This window comes from Streptacidiphilus anmyonensis, assembly GCF_000787855.1.
Classification (GTDB): domain Bacteria; phylum Actinomycetota; class Actinomycetes; order Streptomycetales; family Streptomycetaceae; genus Streptacidiphilus; species Streptacidiphilus anmyonensis.
The window spans coordinates 1-16,090 of sequence record NZ_BBPQ01000018.1 but is presented as its reverse complement, the minus strand read 5'-3'; the positions used below and the strand labels follow the sequence as shown (position 1 = coordinate 16,090).

Here is a 16,090-nt window from a genome sequence, read left to right as displayed (position 1 = left end):
ATCGGGCTCCTCACCTCGCGCTGACCGGGCCGAGCACCAGCTATCCCTGGGCGGGAACCGGGGTGTCGGCGACCTGCAGGGCCACCGCGCGCTGCGGGTAGCCGCGGATGTCGACGACCAGCCCGTCGGCGATACGGAAGACCTGGTTGGGGCGCTCGCCATCCGGGCCGCGTTCGGGTCCGCTCACGTCCAGGCCGAGGACGACGGCCTGGACGCGCACGATGGTCTCGGTGACCTGGGCGCGCAGGCCCGAGGCGTTGAGACGGCCGTACCAGGCCAGAACGTCGGAGCGCGAGTGGCAGGTCTCGGGCGTCTCCTCCTCGCCGCCCCAGCGCACGTCCGGGCTCAGCAACTCGCCCAGCAACGCGAGGTTGCTGGTGCCAAAGGCCTCCGTCAACCGGCCGGCCAACGTTTCTGCGGTCCCGCTCATCGCTTCTCCTGTTCTGGCAGGTCAGACCCGTCGGCCTGCGGCGATGCGTGCTCCTGTCGGTGGAGGGCCATGCATCGACAGCCTATTCCCCGGGGGCGCCGGGAAGGCTACGTGGTCGCGCGTCCGTCGGTTCTCGCGCAGCCAGCCGGCGCCTGGTTGTCGAGGTGGCAGCGGGCGGTCAGGCGTCTGGGTCGACTTCGGCGTTTCAGTGCCAGGGCCAGGACGTGAGCGCGACGACAGCGCTCACAGCGGCGAATGCGATCAACGCTGGCTTTCGGGTACGGCCCGGCCCTTCCAGGACCGCGACCAGAGCGACGACGAACACGGCGACGACAACCCACAGAGCGAGCCATGCGGTCACGGCCGCAGACGCACCCGCTGATTGGGACGCCCATACGACGGTGTGGCCGAGTGAGGTGATCACCGCCGCCGTCAGCAGCGTCCCGGCGGCGCGCGAGCCCCACTTGGACACGGGATCGGCGCTGTCGACGTTCTCGTGCACCCAGGTCCACAGCCCAATCCAGCGGCGCAGCAGCCAAGTAGTCACCGGGTCAGTGTGCCGATTCGCCCCTGCCGGGCGGAGCATTTCAAGGAAGAAGCGCGACTCCTTCCGTCCCAGCGGGGATGATCATCCCGCTGGTAGGGGTGACCCGGCGCTCCCAAGCCTGCGGTGTCGCCTCCTACGCGCCCGACAGCCGTCGTTGGCCCGCGCGTTTCAGAGCTGCGTCGAGCTGGACCCGCGATCCGTCGGCGCGTGCGGCGGCCATCGCGGGATGGTCGCGGATCCGGTCCAGCGCGGTGTTGCGTTCCGCGCGAAGCCGTTGGAGTTCAGCGCGCTCGTCTCCGTCCTCGGGCCAAATGCGCTGCCGCCACCGTTCCTCTTCGGGGAACACCTCACGGAACTCGGCGTCGACGGTGTTACTGAACGCTTCCACGAGGGCCTGGGCGGCGTAGGCCTCGCACTGGAGGTCGATCAAGTCGTCGGGGATCACGATGTCGTCGGGCACCCGGGGATGCTAGAGGCTGGCACTGACACATCTGCAAGCGGCGCGAGCGGCAGCCGGGTGAACCCGGCCGGGACCGTGTCGCCGCACACCCGCCCACGGTTGATCAGCGTGCGTCAAAGGGCGCATGATCGGTTGACCGACATGGGGGAGGCGGAGCGTGAGCTACAGCGCGAAGGACACGGCGACCGGCCGGATCATCCGGCTCACGGACGGAGTGGAGGGCCTGGAACCCCTGATGGCCGGGGGCCGATACCGCTGCCGCTCGTGCGGGTCGGCGCTGACGCTGCGGGGCTTGAAGGAGGACTCGCAGGTCGTTCCCCACTTTTCCCACATCAGCGGCGGTCCCTGCCCCAACCCGGGCCGGGAGGCGGAACTGGACGCCGAACTGGAGGTCGTCATCAAGTTCCGCGACCGCCTGCGCAAGGCGAACCCGGGGATCACGTGCACGCTCGCCGCACCGGGCGACGACGACCCAACCGATCCGATCGGCCTGCCGCCTGCCCTCATCGTGTGCACCGCCCCGGGCACCACCGTCGTGGTGGAGCGGCCCGGGATCGAGCTGCCCGGCACCGGGAAGATCCGCCGGCGCATCACCGCAGTGCGCGACGGTCACGGCGGAGCCGAGCACGTGTGGTTCCTGCGCCGGGACCGGTTCCAGTTCGGCAAGGTCGGCACTTTGCAGGTCCGCATCGACGGCAAGGACGAAGAACACGAGACCGTCGCGCCGACCGAGCAGCAGGAAGCGATCGCGGAGTCCGGCGGCAGCGTCTACTGGCTGGACGGCCAGCTCGTCCAGGTCCCGTACGGCGTCCACTGGTTCCTGCACCCGGTCCGCGCCAAGCAGGACTGGGACTTCCCTCGCTGGCGCCGCGGCGAGGACCCGCGCAAGGACTGGCGCCTCAGCCACCCCCGCCCCCGCATCGGCGCAGACGCCTGGGGCCTGGTTCCCCTTCCCCTGTCAACGCTGACGCGCACCGAGGCCAGGTTCCGCCCAGCGCAGGCCCACCAGGTGATGGAGAGCCTGGCCCGCGCCGAATCGGCCCGGCACAACTGGCGCCGCAACCGCGCCTTCGCGCTCTACCAGGAGCGCCACCAGCAGCCCGCCGCCACACCGGCCCCCGTGCCGGAGATCATCCCGGACCCGGAACCCACCCAGGAAGCCGACCCTGCGCGGACCGTGGAGCTGGAGCCGCCGACCGACGCGACGCCCGCCCCGCCGCCCGCTGAGGCAGGACCATGGTGGGAGGACGTCGCGCGGCAGATCGGCGTGGACGTGCCGCCGATGCCGTCCACCCCTCCGGCCTTCCCACCGATCGGGGAAGACGATCCGGGCCGGGACACCGAGGCTTCAAGCTAGCGACCCCGCCTCGCCGGGACCCCCGTGCGGGCAGACGCTGATCGACCGCCAGGCGGACCCGAGGCTGTCAGAGCCGATCAAGGCCAGGCCTAGACCGCTCGGCCCCCCTTGTTCTGCTCAACGCTCGATGACGGAGATGGTGGCGGCCAGCAGCCGCCCCTGGCGCGCGGCGCGCGCCAGGCGCTCGTGCTGCTGGTGGACATGGGGACTGGTCGGGTCGAGGCCGGCGTCGCCCACGTACAGCGCCGCTCCGCCTCGGGCGAGCGCCTCACGACACCAGCCGCCCGGTGTGCAGACGACGCCGGAGAAGAACTGGCTGGCCTCGGGGTCAAGGATGAGCAGTCGCGCCGTTCCGGCGTCGGGGGCGGGATGCGCGATCAGGACCGCGATCCACTGCTCCAGGTGCGGGGGAGTGGAGTCGAGCTCGCCCAGCATGGAGAAGCCCTGGGAGAGGAGGTACGGCGCCAGAACCTCGGTGAGTTCACCACCCTGCTCCTCGGGCTTGGTGAAGACGGGCCGGACGAGTTGGGCCGCCAGGATCGGCAGGCCGTGTCCGGTCCTCGGCGGCAGCGCGGTCATCCGCATGTCCTCGCCGTCCGGGTCCGGCGCGAGCGTCTTGGTGCCGTCGACGAGCCGTGACGGCCCGCAGCCGGGGTGGGTGAACCAGACGTTCAGGTTCCCGAGGGGGTCACGAACGACCTGGACGTTCACACCTTGCCCGGGCTCGACCCGGTGGGAGCACATGACGCAGTCCGTTGTCTGGGCTTCGCGCTCGGCCTGTGCGACTCCGAAAGGACCCAGGGCACGGCGCACGTCCGCGCTCATGTGCACCGTCACGCTTACCCCCGTGTTCCGTCAGTGCCTGCTGACAGTGTCTCAGCGAGCAGCCGGTTCGAGAGGCCGCTCCCACCGAACCACCCGTGCGCTGGACTCGCGGGCGCGTCCTGGCCGGTCAGGCCTTCGTGAGCTCGGCGCGGCGTGTCTCGGCAAGGTGGAGAAGGTCCGCGAGGTGGTTGCCGTCCAGGAGCACCCGGGCGCGGAAGAAGGAGGTGGCGGGGTCGTCGGGGAGGCCGGCTGTGATGTCGAGGCAGCCGTGATCGGCGATCCGGGTCAGGGCGTCGCGGTGCGTGTCGGCGTCGAGCAGCAGGACGAGTTGCGCGCGGACCGGGTCGAGCCAGTCGAGTTGCAGGCGCAGCAGGATCTGATGCGGCAGGGGGAGGAGTTGCCACCAGTTGGCGGTGTCCGCGCCGTCTGCTGGGGGGTCGGTCTCCAGGATGCGCAGCAGGTCCTGGATGTCCGGGCGGGCGCCGAGCTCGAGCACGAGCAGGGGCGGCTGGTCGGGGAGCACCACGACGTGCTTCGGTGGCAGCGCCTTGTTGCGGATCTTGCGGATCTCGTCCCGGACGAGCCGGTCCACGGGAGCGTGCTGCCGTTCCTCTGACGAGAGCGCGAAGCAGAGGTCCCCGGCTGGGAGCCGGTCGTTGAGGGGATCACGGGCCAGGCGGTCCAGGCAGGCATCCACCAGCGCCGCAACCTGCGGGGAACCGGCGGGTGCGTCGGTCGCTTGCCTGAGCGCGTGCGCGGCCAGAAGGAGCAGGGTGAGGGCGAGCCGCGGGGTGTCGTGTTCCAGGCGCAGGACCGGGTCCTGCTCGGCCAGGCGGGCGCGCAGGAAGCTCAGAAGCGCGGGCATCACGGGGGTCAGATGGGAGATCTCCGGTTCGTCGAGAAGCTCGGCGAAGTACAGGTCGGCGGTGGAATCGCGTTGGTCGGCCAGGATGGACAGCGCCTCGAGCGCGGCGCTCTCCGCGTAGATGATCGCGTCCCATCCGGCGAGGACGGCGGGGTCGGTGAGTCGGAGGCCGCGGTGCTCGGTGTAGGCGCGGAGCACCTCCTCACTGTCGGCGATCACTGCCGAAGGGGTGGCGCGGTACAGCTTGGAGACGCCGTCCCCGTTCCGGCATTGCCGGTCCGTGCGTCGCTGCTGGCGTCGTCGGCTGGCCTTGCCCATCAGTGGTTCTCCTCGGTGTTCTCGCGCGGGGCGCGCCACGGGAAGTCCCCGGCGAGCAGCTTCTCGAGGGTGACGCCCAGGGCGGCGGCGACAAGGGCCAGGTCGGCGTCGCTGGCCTCGATCTGCGTGGTGCCGAGGAGGAAGGCGCGGTCCGGGCTCATACCGGGGACGCGGAAGCGCAGGAGCATGATCGCGTCACGCACGCACTCGGCTTGGGTCGGCTCCCAGTCGATGCCCTTCCAGACGGCGTGCTCGACGAGGGTCATCGGTTCGTCGTCCCATTGAAAGGCGAGCGGCGGGGTCTCCTTGGCTCTGCGGTAGGCCTCGATCGCGGCGCCTCGTACGGCGGCGGGAGCCACGGTCGCGGCCGTCACCGTCGCCAGGATCCGCGCACCGTGATGAACGCAGGCGAGCACCGAGCCGCCGAGCTGGTCGCTGACGCGGACCGCGTCCTGCGGTCCCTCGCACGCGGTGTGGTCCTCAGGGTGGATGGCTTCGCAGGTAGGCATGGTGACCTCCGGCCAGGGCGGCTGCTGGTTCCAGCCTGGTGACGCTCCTTCCACTGGCGCAGCCGACCCGGCAATGTTCACCCGTGTGGGGTACCCCGGGCCTTTGCCTGCGGGCCGGGGTACCCCGTCGGGGAGAGCGCGCAGGAGCAGCCGGGCGGCGCGGCGCCCGACGACCGCTACACGACACGCCAGGCCTGCCAGACCTTCGACCGAACCTGCGTGCGCGCAACAGCCTGGGCTGCGGTGAGCGCTCTGCCGACGGCGCCCGGCCAGTTGGTGATCGGCACTTGGGCAGCCAGATCTGCCAGGAGCGGGCCGAGCAGGAGAGGGGCTTTGCGGAACTCGCTGGCTTCGTCGCAGGCGACCACCGGAGTCGGTCGGGCCAGCAGGGCGGCGACGTCGGCCGGGCAGGTGGCCATCCAGCAGGAATCGAGCACGACGGCGTCGGCGTCGATCAGGCCGGCCATGACGTGCAGGTCGTTGCCCAGCAGGTGGGTGGGCCGGCCGCCGTGCCACCAGCTGTGGCCGGTGAGCATGACGAAGTCCGCGTGAACGGGGAGCTCGGCGAGGAGGTCGGCGGTGCTGGCACAGCAGACGAGGTCTATCGTGAGGCTGCCGGTGGCGCTGAGCGCCAGGGCCCGCCTGCGGACCCGGCGCGCGACGCGCTCGCCGGCGGTGTATCGGGCGTCGGGCTTCCAGTAGAGGATCCGCCCGTAGAACGGCCTGATGGGCGCAGCAGCTTGCGCTGGCGCCGAGGTTCGGTGCAGTGGTGCGCAGGCGACGATAGTCAAGTCTGCTCCGTCTCATGGGATTTGACTGATATCCAGGGTGCTGCGTGCGTTGACGCGAGGCCCGCTGGCATGCGGCGGCGGTGTCCGCGCCGCACGCGGACACCGACCATCGGCTGCTCATGACTTCTACTGGATAGGCATTGCCTGACCGTAGTCGGTCCGCTACGCTTACGTCTATAGATTTAGCTGGATAGACATTGGGGTTGGGGATGCTGGTCACGACCGGTCAAGCAGCTCGGACACTCGGGGTCTCGATCCCGCTGGTCAGGAAGCTGATCGCATCCGGAGCCGTGCCCGGCGTAGCGTCCCAGGGGCGCCAGGTCTTCCCCTTGAAAGCCCTCCAGATGCTGCAGAACGCGCCTCACTGCGACCTGTCAACACTGCCCGAGCCGGAGGTCGCCGTGCTGCGCGCGGACGCGGCCACACCCGCGAACGAGGACGACCGGGACTGGATGGGCTACCGCGCCGATCTGAGCCCCGGCCAGTTGACCGACGCCCTCTCGGGGTGGTGGCGCTGCGACCCCGACCGCGTCGCCGCCGGAGGCCTCCTGGTCGTCACCGTCTCCGAGTTCGTCGTCGCCGTCCTCACAGACCTCGCCGCCCCGCAGCACAACGGCGGCACTCGCCAGACTCTGCGGTACAAGTTCACCAAGGCGCGCCTGGCCGGATGGCTGACCGATCTCACCGACCCGTCCGCCGCGTGCTACCCCGCAGACCAGAATGCCGCCGAACGACTCCTGGTGCAGCCACTGCTGGGGGCTCGTCTGCCGTCGGTCTCCGGCGGCCCGATCGCCTACGTTCCCGCCGGTCCGGCGGCCGCAGACAAGGGAGACAGCTGATGGACTCCGCCTCCTACAACAACGGGCTCGCCGACCTGCGTCCGCTGCGCGAGGAGATCGCCAAGCTGGAGCGCGAGGCCGCGAAGCTGAACAAGGAGATCGAGAAGCGCCACCGCGACCGCGACGGGCGGATCGTCAGGCTCGGCGCCTTCGAACCGGCGAAGGCCAGCGTGCTCGCCAAGGCCGCCGGGGTGAGCATCGGTGACGTCGTGGCGCTGGTGCCGCGCCTGGACCCGACGCCCGAGCACGCCCGTGCCCAGCTGCACGCCGCGCCCGCTACCGGCGGCACGTCGGCGCCCGAGGCCGCTGGGGAGCAGCTGGCCGAGCCGGAGGGCGCCATCGCTCCGACGCTGCCCGCGCACGGAACCGCCCGGCCCGACGCGACTGCTAATGCCGCCCCAGCCGCTCCCACCACCCCGACCGAGGAGCCCGCCCCGGCCGCGACCGCGCCGCTGGTGCCGTCGCCGTTCAAGGAGCCGGGCGAGCGGATCGAACTGCCGGCGATCCCGGACGGCCCGGAGGCGGCGCGATACACCGCGGCAACGAAGGGCCTGTTCTCCAAGCGGCCCCCCTTCCAGCAGAAGGCCCGCGAGACCGCGTTCCTCGACGCGACCACCGGCGTGCTGGTCGGGCGCGGCGTCGCCCACCTGGATCTCGGCACGCGCACCCCGGGGGAGATCCTGGACGCGGTCATGGCGGTCTCGTCGCACATCGAGCGCATCTACATCACCGCCGGAGCCCCGTGGCACGCGGACGCCGACCGCTACCCGACGATGAAGCAGGCCGTCACCGCCTGGCTGCACACACCCTCGGAGCGCTGGATCGAGGACACCAGCTGGGACAAGGAGCGCCTGGCCGGGCACTTCGTCCCCAGCAACGCCCGTCTGCCGGTCGGCCGCTACACCCGCGCGGGCGCCGACCGGAACGCCGAGCACGTCGAGATCCGTGCGGTGAACGAGTGGCTCGACCCGGCCGGGGCCGACCCCCACCTGGTCCGCGAGGTGTTCTTGCTGCTGTGGAAGACCCTGCGGCAGTTCTGGCCCGACGCCGTCCTGCTGGGCTCGCCCTCGCAGACCGGCAAGGACCTGTGGGCGCGGACCATCCCAATCAAGGGCCAGTGGGCGGACGGCTTCCCGGTGCTCTCGGAGGAACTGCGCGGCCTGTTCCACGCCACCGCCGGGCAGGGCCGCACCGAGCTGATCCTTCCGCCGAAGGTCCCCGCCGAGCTGCCGGGCCTGGTCGAGTACGACCGGACCTTCGCCTACGCCCGCCACACCTGGAAGGGCCCGGTCGGAACCCCGCGCCACGTCACGGCGGCCGCGTTCGCGAAGATGAGCGAGGCGGAGCAGAAGAAGCTGCTGATGGGCTGCGCCCACCTGCGGATCCGCGTCACCGTGCCGCACGGCTGGGAGCACATCGGGCTACTGCCCGCGCCGATCAGCGGCGACCGCCACTGGGAGTACCCATCCACCCCCGGCCAGACGTTCACCACCTGGGCCGGCGCGCCCGAGGTCTACACCGCCCTGTCGAACCCGATCAAGCCGTGGCGCATCGAGATCCTCGACGCGCTGGTCTTTCAGGACGGCGAGCCGATCGACAAGTGGTCCCTACACCTCAAGGACGCCTGGAACCAGCTGTCAGCGGTAGCGCGCGTCCACGAGGACCCCAGGCAGCGGCAGGCCAACTACCTGGCCGCCCGCGCGGTGCGCTCCATCCTGCTGTTCGGGATCGGCGGCTTCGCGCAGCGCCCCCGCATGGTCACCGGCACCACCCCCATGAACGAGCTGCACCTGGTCCCCGAAGGCGCCGAGATCCTCACCCACGACGAGCACAAGGTGACCTGGCAGCGCGTCAGCGGCTTCCGGAAGGACGAGGCGGCCCACCCCGAGTGGTCCGCCTACGTCTGGTCCTCCGCCCGGGCCGCACTGCTGTCGATGAAGATGAAGAACGACGGCGTCCACGTCGGCGCCCTCCACGTCCCCGCGGGCCAGGTGGTCGCGTTCCGCACCGACGCCGTCTACCTGACCGCCCGCCACGACTGGCCCTACCACGGCCAGCCCGGCGAATACCTCCTCAAGGGCCACCTCGCCGGCCCCGTCCCGGCACCCGGCAGTGAGGACGAACTTCTCGCGCTGCGCGACCAGGGCCGCGCCGCCCTCGCCGCCGGGGGTGCGCTGTGACCACGCCGCCGCCCGGAGAGGCCGCGCGCCTGGCCCAGCAGCTGATCAACGCCGGGTTCAACCGCCGCCAGATCGCCGACATGCTCGACCGCAACGCGAGCCTGGTCTCCCAGTTCTTCACCAAGAACAAGGGCGCCAGCTTCGTCCCGGCGCTGCGCCAGCTGGCCCGCGCCGTCGAAGGCGGCGAACGCGACCCCGAGGCACTGCGCGCCATCGCCCAGCAGAACGTGAGTCGGCGCCTGACCCGCGACGGCCGCGTCGCCCGGGTCCGCGGCCGCGACGTCCTGGAAACCCCGGGCGGGTCGATGGCCGGCCGCGCCGGACGGCAGGCCATCGCCCACGGCGCCGGACACCTGGCGGGCGTCATCCACGACACCGCCGAACGCGGCGGCCGCGTCGCCGTCACCGTGCGCATGCGCAAGCGCCACTTCGCCCTGTCCTCCGGCTCCAAGGACGACTCCCCGGGCCTGCGCCGAGGCGTGGTCCCGCGCGCTGATGGCACCGAAGAGCGCTCCTACGGCTCCAAGGTGTCCGGAGGCTTCGACGCCCGCGAATGGTCGGCGATGGTCGCCGCCACCGGCGGCGACGTCACCGCCGCCGTCCTGAACTGGCTGATCGACACCGGCCGCGCCACCGAGGACGCCGAGATCCTCTACATCGAGGTCCGTGGCTGGGTTCCCCGCCGATGACCCCGTACCGCACCTGACCGCGAGCGAGGAGCGCCATGCCCACCGACCCGAAGACCCACCCCTGTCCCGTCGCCCACTACGCGCTCGGCGCCCCGTGCACCCTGACGGCCGATCATCACGACGCCTGGCATCAAACGGTCCATCCGGACACGGGACAGCTCCTTCGGTTCCGGACCGACCGCGGCGCCCTGCACACCCAGGAATGGGAGCCGGACCACGACCCGGGAGCACCCGACGCGGGCACGTGGGTCACCTGGCACTACGTCACCCCGCAGGTCGACCCGACCCCTACAGTCCCGGACGACCTCGACCAGCGCGCCGACACCTTCGTCTCCAACCACTCCCCGAGCGGGCTCACCCGGATCGGACAGACAGGCATCGAGGCCGAGTGCGGATGCGGGGCCTGGTATCCGAACGGCCGCCACAGCACCCATCTGGGACGCGAAGTGTCCCTGCTCGCCCGCGGCTACTTCGACCTCGCGCTCCGCCGCAGCGGCGCCGCACCGCAGGCCAGCTGACGTAATCACCCCCGCATACCCGGACAAGCCGATGGAAAGGGATCAGGAAGTGGAACCCGTGGACACCGACGACGCTCCCCACCCCGTCCAGACGAGCGCCGATCAGGCCCCACCGCGCCAGCGGGCCCCCCAACTTGCCGGTCCCTTCCTGATGCCGCTGCGCGAGCACCAGAAGCAGGCCGTCACCGCCGCCTGGCGGGCGGTCCGCGACGGCGGGCGCGCGATCATCGAATGCTGCTGCGGCTCCGGCAAGACCCTCATCGCCGCGGCCAGCGCCCGCCGCATGGCCGCCCGCGGCTCGGTGCTGGCCACCATGCCCACCATCGAGCTCGTCTGGCAGACCGCCGGCGTCTGGGCGAAGCACGGCGGCCGCCACGGCACCTTCGTCATCGTCTGCTCCTCCTCCGAACACCGGGAGCTGGAAGAGGCCGGCCTCAAGGTGGAGGCGCACATCACCACCGAGCCCCACAAGATCGCCGACCTGGTCCGGTCCGCCGCCGGCGGCCCCGTCACCGTGTTCGCCACCTACGCCAGCATCAACAAGGTCGTCGAGGCCCACGGACTGCACGCGATGCCCGGCTTCGACCTCATGGTCGTCGACGAGGCCCACCGCACCGCGGGCGCGGCCGGGAAGCCCTGGTCGGCCGTCCACGACGACAGCCAGATCCCCGCCACGCGGCGGCTCTACTTCACCGCCACCCCGCGCATCGCCGAAGGCACCGGCATCGGCCTCGACGACAACGGCGTCAAGACGATCTGCTCCATGGACGACCCCGAAACCTTCGGCAACACCGAGTTCCGCTACCCCGTCGCCCAGGGCATCGCGGACGGTCTCATCGCCGACTACGAGGTCGTCGTCCCGGTCATCACCGACCAGGACCTCCAGGAACTCCTCAACGAGCCGGGCATCGCCGACCTGCGCTCACGCCGCAGCAACGACGAACTCCAGCGCCTGGCCCTGCAGATCGCCACCTGCCGCGCCATCGACACCTACGACCTCGAGCGCGTCATCTCCTACCACTCCCGCATCCGCGGCGCCCGCGACTTCATCGGCACACTGCACCACGCCGCCCGCCTGCTCCCGCCCAGCGAACGCCTGCAGCACATGTACTGCGTCGCCGTCGCCGGCAGCGACCGCCTCAAGGACCGCCGCCACGCCTTCGCCACCTTCGCCAAGGAGAGCGCCAAGGGCGGCCACCGCTGCGCCCTGATCGCGAACTCCCGGCTGCTGGCCGAGGGCATCGACCTCCCCGCCGTCGACGCAGTCGTCTTCGCCGACCCCAAAAACTCCACCGTCGACATCGTCCAGGGCGCCGGCCGCGCCTTCCGCGTCCCGCTCGGCGTCACCGGCAAGCTCGCCCGCATCATCATCCCCGTCTACCTCCCAGCCGCCACCGGCGACCAGGCCGAGGACCGCGAAGAGACCGAGACCGAACTCAACCGCAGCGCCTTCGCCACGGTCTGGCAGGTCCTGCGCGCGCTCGCCGCCCACGACGAACGCGTGACCGCCCGCATCACCGAGCTGCGCACCAACCGCTACGGCGTCACCCAGCAGCGGACCCACACCGCCGAACCGGGCCTGCAAGAGGACGCCGACCCCGGGGAGCTGGAGGACAACCTCCCCACCGAGGACGTCGAATGGCTCCGCATCGAAACCACCGCCTACGAGGACCAGATCCTGCGCACCCTCAAACTGCGCACGCTCAGCCCCCGCACCACCGAGTGGGAGAAGTGGTACGAGCAGGCAGAGGCCTTCTACAAGCTGCACGGCCACCTCGACGTCCGCGACGGCGACCTCGTCGACTGGCTGAACCGGCAGCGCGAGCAGTACGCGGCCGGGCGGCTCGACGCGGCCCGGATCAGTGAACTCGACCGGATCGGCATGATCTGGGACAAGCACGCCCACGCCTGGGCCCGCGGCTACGCCTACGCGAAGGCGTGGCTCACCATCTACGGCGACCTCGCCATCCCCGCCACGGCCAAGCTCGACGGCTACACCGTCGGCCGCTGGATGCGCGTCCAGCGCCTGAACCCGGATCTGACGAAGGAGCAGCAGCAGCTGCTCGACGACCTGGACCCGCTGTGGCGTTGGGACCCCAAGTGGCAGCGCGGCTACCGGCGCCTGGCCGCCTACCTCGCGGCCGGCGGCACGCTCGCCGGGCCGCGCAACCGCCCCGGCCTGGGCGACGACACCGCCTTCCGCCCGGGCGTGTGGCAGCACCAGCAGATCAAGCAGGCCGACAAGCTCCACCCCGACCAGATCGAGCTCCTCGACGGTCTCGGCACCTGGCGGAACCTGTAAGCGGTCCAGCGGCCGGCACCTTCAGCACGAACCACGGCGACCACGCAGCCGGCATCAGGCACAATCGCCGCATGAACTATCCGTCACAAACAGGCCCCCGGGCGCTCGCCATGCGCTGGCTGGTCGAATCCGAATCCAGCGAGCGCTCCGCACCCATGGTCCGGGCCCTCGGTCTGCTGGAACTGGCCGAGGCCCACTACCGCGAGTTGAAGGCGCACCACCCTGACAGCGCCGAGGTCGACTCGCTCGCCCCGGCGATGGATGCACTCCACGCCCACCTGAGCCGCATGACGCGGACAGCCGACGCGCCGGTCGGCGCCTGAGCCCTGCCGACGAGGGCGCCCCGAACCGGTCCGGCAAACCTCGGATACCTCGATGCGAGCTCCGGCAGCCCACGGCGGGGGCAGCCCGTCGGTCGCAACGACCAGGCGCCGACCTGTCCCAGGCGGCGATCGGCAGACATGCCCGCCGACGCCCGGAGGCGGCCGGTCGGGGCCGGGCATAGCGTTGCGGTATGGCCACACCGGCAGCCGCCGCACGTCCCGCCTGGTCGGGCAGCATCACGTTCGGCCTGGTCGCCGTGCCCGTGCGCTTGTATCCGGCCACTGAGTCGCACGTAGGCCCCGAGCTCCACCAGGTCCACAAGATAGACGGAAGCCGAGTCCGGCTGCGCCGGTGGTGCGAAGCCGAGAACCGCGAGATCGACTACGGCGACGTCGCCAAGGGCTGGGACGCCCCGGACGGCGGCGTGGTAGTCCTGACCGAGGAGGACCTGGCGTCCCTGCCGGTCCCCAGTAAGCGGATCATCGACGTGCTGGCATTCGTACCCGCAGGGCAGATCAGCCCGCTGCTGTTCGACACCCCGTACTTCGTCGGGCTCGCCGAGAAGGCCCCCGCCAAGCCCTACCTGCTGCTGCGAGACGTCATGCGCGACTCCGGCCTGGTAGCGGTGACGAAGGTGACGCTGCGGGAGCGGGAGTCGCTGGCCGTGCTGCGCGTCCTGGACGACGTCCTCATGCTCCAGACGATCCGCTGGCCCGACGAAGTACGCCCCACCGAAGGCATCAAGGTGCCCACGGCGGACGAGCCGGTCCACAAGAACGAGGTGAAGATGGTGCTCCAGCTCGCCGAGGCGATGTCGGACTCCTACGAGCTGGACGCCGAGCGCGACGCCTACATCGTCGCCATGCAGGAGCTGCTGGCCGCGAAGGCCGGCGGCGGCCAGGTCGAGCACGCCGCCGAGGCGCCCGAGCGCGCGGCGCCGCCCATGGACATCATGGCCGCCCTGCGCGCCTCGATCGCCGAGACCCAGGCCCAGCGTGAAACCACCCCTGCCCCTGCCTCGGCGAAGAAGCCCGCAGCCAAGAAGACGCCAAGGCGCACCGCTCCGAAACGCGCTTCCTGACCACGGTCACCGCGGGGCTGCCCCCGAGGCGACCAGCGCGCGCAGGCCTTCGGCGAGCCAGCGGGCCTGCGCCGGGTAGACGCACGCGGTGTGGAGCGTGCTGTGGCTCGTTGCGTACTCGTCGGCGCGGTGCAGCGCACTGATGAGCCCCGGAGCAGGGGCGTTGTCCGTCGCCGAGGACAGCTCGATCTGGAGCCAGCCGTCTCCCGCCGTCAGCCGATGGGAGACGCCGGCGGCGTCGAGCGCCGCCTCCAGCTCGGCCGCCACCCCCGTCAGGTCGACGTGGCCCTCCATCAGCGGCCTCCGCTGCGCTTCTTGTACGGGATCGTCGCCCAGTTCGCGATCGCCAGCTCGCTGCGTACGCTCAACAGCTGCTGTTCGAGCTCGGCGAGGCGTCGGCCCTCCGCCTCCGTGGCCGCCAGAATCCGTGCGGCCACTTCCGGCAGCACCTGGTCGTCGTTCAACTGCGTCCTGATGCGGGTCCACGCTTCCCGGCAGCCGGCGAGCTGCCCGGCGACGTGGTGCCGGGTGAGCGAGCACAGCAGCGTCGGGTGAGGAACCAGATCGGGGTCCTGTGCCAGGTACGGCGGCGCGACGCCGGCCACCCAGGCGCGAGCCAACGCAGGCCAAGCCCGGTCCCCGTCGCGACGGCGGGGAAGATCGGCGGGCCAGGAGTCATCTACTGCGGACACACGTTCGATTTTGCCAGGCGGGCGACGAGCGCGCCATTTCCTCAAATGGCGTGGGCACGCTAACTTCCAGGCGCGGCCAACCAACCGGCGCCCTCTCGCGGCACCGGGCCGACCGCGCGCCGGGCCGGGGACGACGAGACCCGGCCCGGCCCGCGTGGCCGACAGCCCCGTGCCGACCGACTCCCCGGCCCGGCACTGCCGACGCTGACCACCGCTACGCAGTTCCCGGCGACTGCCAGGTGCCAAGGAAGGCGTCCAGCTCGGCACGCTGCTGGGCTTCCTCGGCCAGGACCTCGCGCAGTACCGCCCGGTCGACGAAGGGCTCGACGGCGCGGCGGACCAGGCGCTCCAGTTCCTCCGGGGGCAGCGCCTCGACCTCCCACTGCACGGGGTTCTCCACATCGAAGCCGTACCGCTCGGCGAAGGCCGGCCAGCGAGGATCTCCGCGCTTACCTTCCGTCGCGGGCAGCCCGTACTCCTGGACTTGCTCCCAGGAGAGCAGCAGCCGCTCCACGCCTGCCCAGCACCCGGTCCGCTCCACCCAGTCCCGCTGGATGTCCTCCCCGGACGCGTCGAAGTCCCCGCAGATCGTGAGCCAGGCGGGGCGCGGATCGCGGGCGACGCGCTCTTGGACCTGCTGCGCGTAGGACTGGCTCCCGTAGCCGCGGACCACGACGACCGGGATGCCCAGGTCCTCGACCCAGGAGGTGAACATCGACCGCAGCGTGTCCTTCTCCGCAGCGAGGTAGAGCGCGCATTCTTGCCCGCGCGTCCGGTCGAGCCGGAACCACTGTGGCATCTGCGCCAGGAACTGCGAATGATCATCCCAGTGCGGTAGGACGTGGATCCGCCTGACGGTGTCGACCAGGTCCGGGAACCGGCCTTCGCGCCGGGCCTGCGCGAGATGGGAGGACAGCCTCCGGTACACCGATGCCTTCGCCGGGATCACGCCAGCCGACTGCAAGCGGTAGTACAGCTGCCTCAAGGTGACGCTCGCGGGCGGGTACTCCGCGACGATCTCGCGGGCCCGCTGCTCGACCTCCGCCCAGTTCAGCCGCATCCGGTACAAGTACCGCTCCGGACCAGTCGCAGTCCAGGAACCGGGCCGCGCCCTGGCCGCCCGCCGGCCACGGCGGCGCTCGCCGCGCGGGCACGATCGAGTGGACTGCTGCGAGACGGCCATCGCGGCCGGACCCCCTGCCTATGCTGATGCTCAGTAACGAGATGGAGGCAGGCCGTGAAGCGGGCGCGGGCGATCGAGCTGGTTGAGCAGATGCTGAAGCGACTGGACGCAGACCCGAGCTGGCCGGCGAGCCTGGTGCAGCAGGTCTGGCTTTTCGGCAGCTTCGCCCGCGGTGCCGTC

At 71.2% G+C, this 16,090-nt stretch carries 18 protein-coding genes; 8 read left to right on the top strand and 10 right to left on the bottom strand.

What is annotated here, in order from left to right; translation table 11 throughout:
• Positions 1–40 precede the first annotated feature (40 nt).
• From TR50_RS18155 to TR50_RS18145, 3 genes are all read right to left on the bottom strand, one after another.
• Positions 41–430 (bottom strand): nuclear transport factor 2 family protein, encoded by a 390-nt coding sequence (locus tag TR50_RS18155; protein WP_042422168.1) that lies wholly within the window; start codon positions 428–430, stop codon positions 41–43.
• A 205-nt stretch (positions 431–635) separates the two neighbouring features.
• Positions 636–977: a hypothetical protein gene (locus TR50_RS18150; protein WP_152648462.1), complete on the bottom strand. Its 342-nt coding sequence runs from the start codon at positions 975–977 to the stop codon at positions 636–638.
• Between the two features lie 133 nt (positions 978–1,110).
• Positions 1,111–1,437, bottom strand: coding sequence for a hypothetical protein (locus TR50_RS18145; RefSeq protein ID WP_042422164.1), 327 nt, complete (start codon positions 1,435–1,437; stop codon positions 1,111–1,113).
• A gap of 157 nt (positions 1,438–1,594) precedes the next feature.
• Between TR50_RS18145 and TR50_RS18140 the strand changes: the two genes are divergently transcribed.
• Entirely contained in the window at positions 1,595–2,794 is a 1,200-nt protein-coding gene (locus TR50_RS18140; RefSeq protein WP_042422162.1) for a competence protein CoiA family protein, read from the top strand.
• A 117-nt stretch (positions 2,795–2,911) separates the two neighbouring features.
• On the opposite strand, the gene TR50_RS18135 is transcribed toward TR50_RS18140, so the two are convergent.
• The 4 genes from TR50_RS18135 to TR50_RS18120 all read right to left on the bottom strand — a co-directional run bounded on the left by TR50_RS18135 (position 2,912) and on the right by TR50_RS18120 (position 6,102).
• Positions 2,912–3,538 carry a hypothetical protein gene (locus TR50_RS18135; RefSeq protein ID WP_152648461.1) on the bottom strand — a complete coding sequence of 209 codons (627 nt, stop codon included), beginning with the start codon at positions 3,536–3,538 and terminating at the stop codon, positions 2,912–2,914.
• A gap of 208 nt (positions 3,539–3,746) precedes the next feature.
• A complete protein-coding gene (locus TR50_RS18130) occupies positions 3,747–4,802 on the bottom strand; it encodes a hypothetical protein (protein ID WP_042422157.1) in 1,056 nt (351 codons plus the stop codon).
• Complete coding sequence (locus TR50_RS47915; protein WP_063775096.1) at positions 4,802–5,311, bottom strand: hypothetical protein; 510 nt, start codon at positions 5,309–5,311, stop codon at positions 4,802–4,804. The genes TR50_RS18130 and TR50_RS47915 overlap by 1 nt, the downstream gene beginning before the upstream one ends.
• Before the next feature lie 176 nt (positions 5,312–5,487).
• Positions 5,488–6,102: a hypothetical protein gene (locus TR50_RS18120; protein WP_042422155.1), complete on the bottom strand. Its 615-nt coding sequence runs from the start codon at positions 6,100–6,102 to the stop codon at positions 5,488–5,490.
• A 329-nt stretch (positions 6,103–6,431) separates the two neighbouring features.
• Here TR50_RS18120 and TR50_RS18115 point away from each other — a divergent pair, with 329 nt between their 5' ends.
• The 7 genes from TR50_RS18115 to ku all read left to right on the top strand — a co-directional run bounded on the left by TR50_RS18115 (position 6,432) and on the right by ku (position 14,035).
• Entirely contained in the window at positions 6,432–6,941 is a 510-nt protein-coding gene (locus TR50_RS18115) for a DNA-binding protein (protein ID WP_152648460.1), read from the top strand.
• On the top strand, positions 6,941–9,121 hold the full coding sequence (locus tag TR50_RS18110) for a hypothetical protein (RefSeq protein WP_042422151.1): 2,181 nt from the start codon (positions 6,941–6,943) through the stop codon (positions 9,119–9,121). The genes TR50_RS18115 and TR50_RS18110 overlap by 1 nt, the downstream gene beginning before the upstream one ends.
• Positions 9,118–9,810 carry a hypothetical protein gene (locus TR50_RS18105; RefSeq protein WP_042422150.1) on the top strand — a complete coding sequence of 231 codons (693 nt, stop codon included), beginning with the start codon at positions 9,118–9,120 and terminating at the stop codon, positions 9,808–9,810. Before TR50_RS18110 ends, TR50_RS18105 begins: the two co-directional genes overlap by 4 nt.
• Before the next feature lie 35 nt (positions 9,811–9,845).
• A complete protein-coding gene (locus tag TR50_RS18100) occupies positions 9,846–10,328 on the top strand; it encodes a hypothetical protein (RefSeq protein WP_042422148.1) in 483 nt (160 codons plus the stop codon).
• A gap of 58 nt (positions 10,329–10,386) precedes the next feature.
• Positions 10,387–12,630: a DEAD/DEAH box helicase gene (locus tag TR50_RS18095; RefSeq protein WP_042422146.1), complete on the top strand. Its 2,244-nt coding sequence runs from the start codon at positions 10,387–10,389 to the stop codon at positions 12,628–12,630.
• A gap of 71 nt (positions 12,631–12,701) precedes the next feature.
• Entirely contained in the window at positions 12,702–12,953 is a 252-nt protein-coding gene (locus TR50_RS18090; protein ID WP_152648459.1) for a hypothetical protein, read from the top strand.
• Positions 12,954–13,144: 191 nt separating this feature from the next.
• Positions 13,145–14,035 carry a non-homologous end joining protein Ku gene (ku, locus tag TR50_RS18085; protein WP_042422142.1) on the top strand — a complete coding sequence of 297 codons (891 nt, stop codon included), beginning with the start codon at positions 13,145–13,147 and terminating at the stop codon, positions 14,033–14,035.
• Positions 14,036–14,041: 6 nt separating this feature from the next.
• Here ku and TR50_RS18080 read toward each other — a convergent pair whose 3' ends face one another.
• From TR50_RS18080 to TR50_RS18070, 3 genes are all read right to left on the bottom strand, one after another.
• Complete coding sequence (locus TR50_RS18080; protein WP_042422140.1) at positions 14,042–14,329, bottom strand: hypothetical protein; 288 nt, start codon at positions 14,327–14,329, stop codon at positions 14,042–14,044.
• Entirely contained in the window at positions 14,329–14,640 is a 312-nt protein-coding gene (locus tag TR50_RS18075) for a hypothetical protein (protein ID WP_042422138.1), read from the bottom strand. The genes TR50_RS18080 and TR50_RS18075 overlap by 1 nt, the downstream gene beginning before the upstream one ends.
• Before the next feature lie 301 nt (positions 14,641–14,941).
• Positions 14,942–15,787, bottom strand: a complete 846-nt coding sequence (locus tag TR50_RS18070) for a hypothetical protein (protein WP_160311128.1) — start codon at positions 15,785–15,787, stop codon at positions 14,942–14,944.
• Between the last annotated feature and the right edge of the window lie 303 nt (positions 15,788–16,090).

Bases quoted from the DNA above. Each gene is read 5' to 3' on its own strand.
- TR50_RS18155 (WP_042422168.1), bottom strand. From the start codon at position 430: ATGAGCGGGACCGCAGAAACGTTGGCCGGCCGGTTGACGGAGGCCTTT.
- TR50_RS18135 (WP_152648461.1), bottom strand. From the start codon at position 3,538: ATGTGCTCCCACCGGGTCGAGCCCGGGCAAGGTGTGAACGTCCAGGTC.
- TR50_RS18130 (WP_042422157.1), bottom strand. From the start codon at position 4,802: ATGGGCAAGGCCAGCCGACGACGCCAGCAGCGACGCACGGACCGGCAA.
- TR50_RS47915 (WP_063775096.1), bottom strand. From the start codon at position 5,311: ATGCCTACCTGCGAAGCCATCCACCCTGAGGACCACACCGCGTGCGAG.
- TR50_RS18110 (WP_042422151.1), top strand. From the start codon at position 6,941: ATGGACTCCGCCTCCTACAACAACGGGCTCGCCGACCTGCGTCCGCTG.
- TR50_RS18100 (WP_042422148.1), top strand. From the start codon at position 9,846: ATGCCCACCGACCCGAAGACCCACCCCTGTCCCGTCGCCCACTACGCG.
- TR50_RS18090 (WP_152648459.1), top strand. From the start codon at position 12,702: ATGAACTATCCGTCACAAACAGGCCCCCGGGCGCTCGCCATGCGCTGG.
- ku (WP_042422142.1), top strand. From the start codon at position 13,145: ATGGCCACACCGGCAGCCGCCGCACGTCCCGCCTGGTCGGGCAGCATC.
- TR50_RS18080 (WP_042422140.1), bottom strand. From the start codon at position 14,329: ATGGAGGGCCACGTCGACCTGACGGGGGTGGCGGCCGAGCTGGAGGCG.
- TR50_RS18070 (WP_160311128.1), bottom strand. From the start codon at position 15,787: ATGCGGCTGAACTGGGCGGAGGTCGAGCAGCGGGCCCGCGAGATCGTC.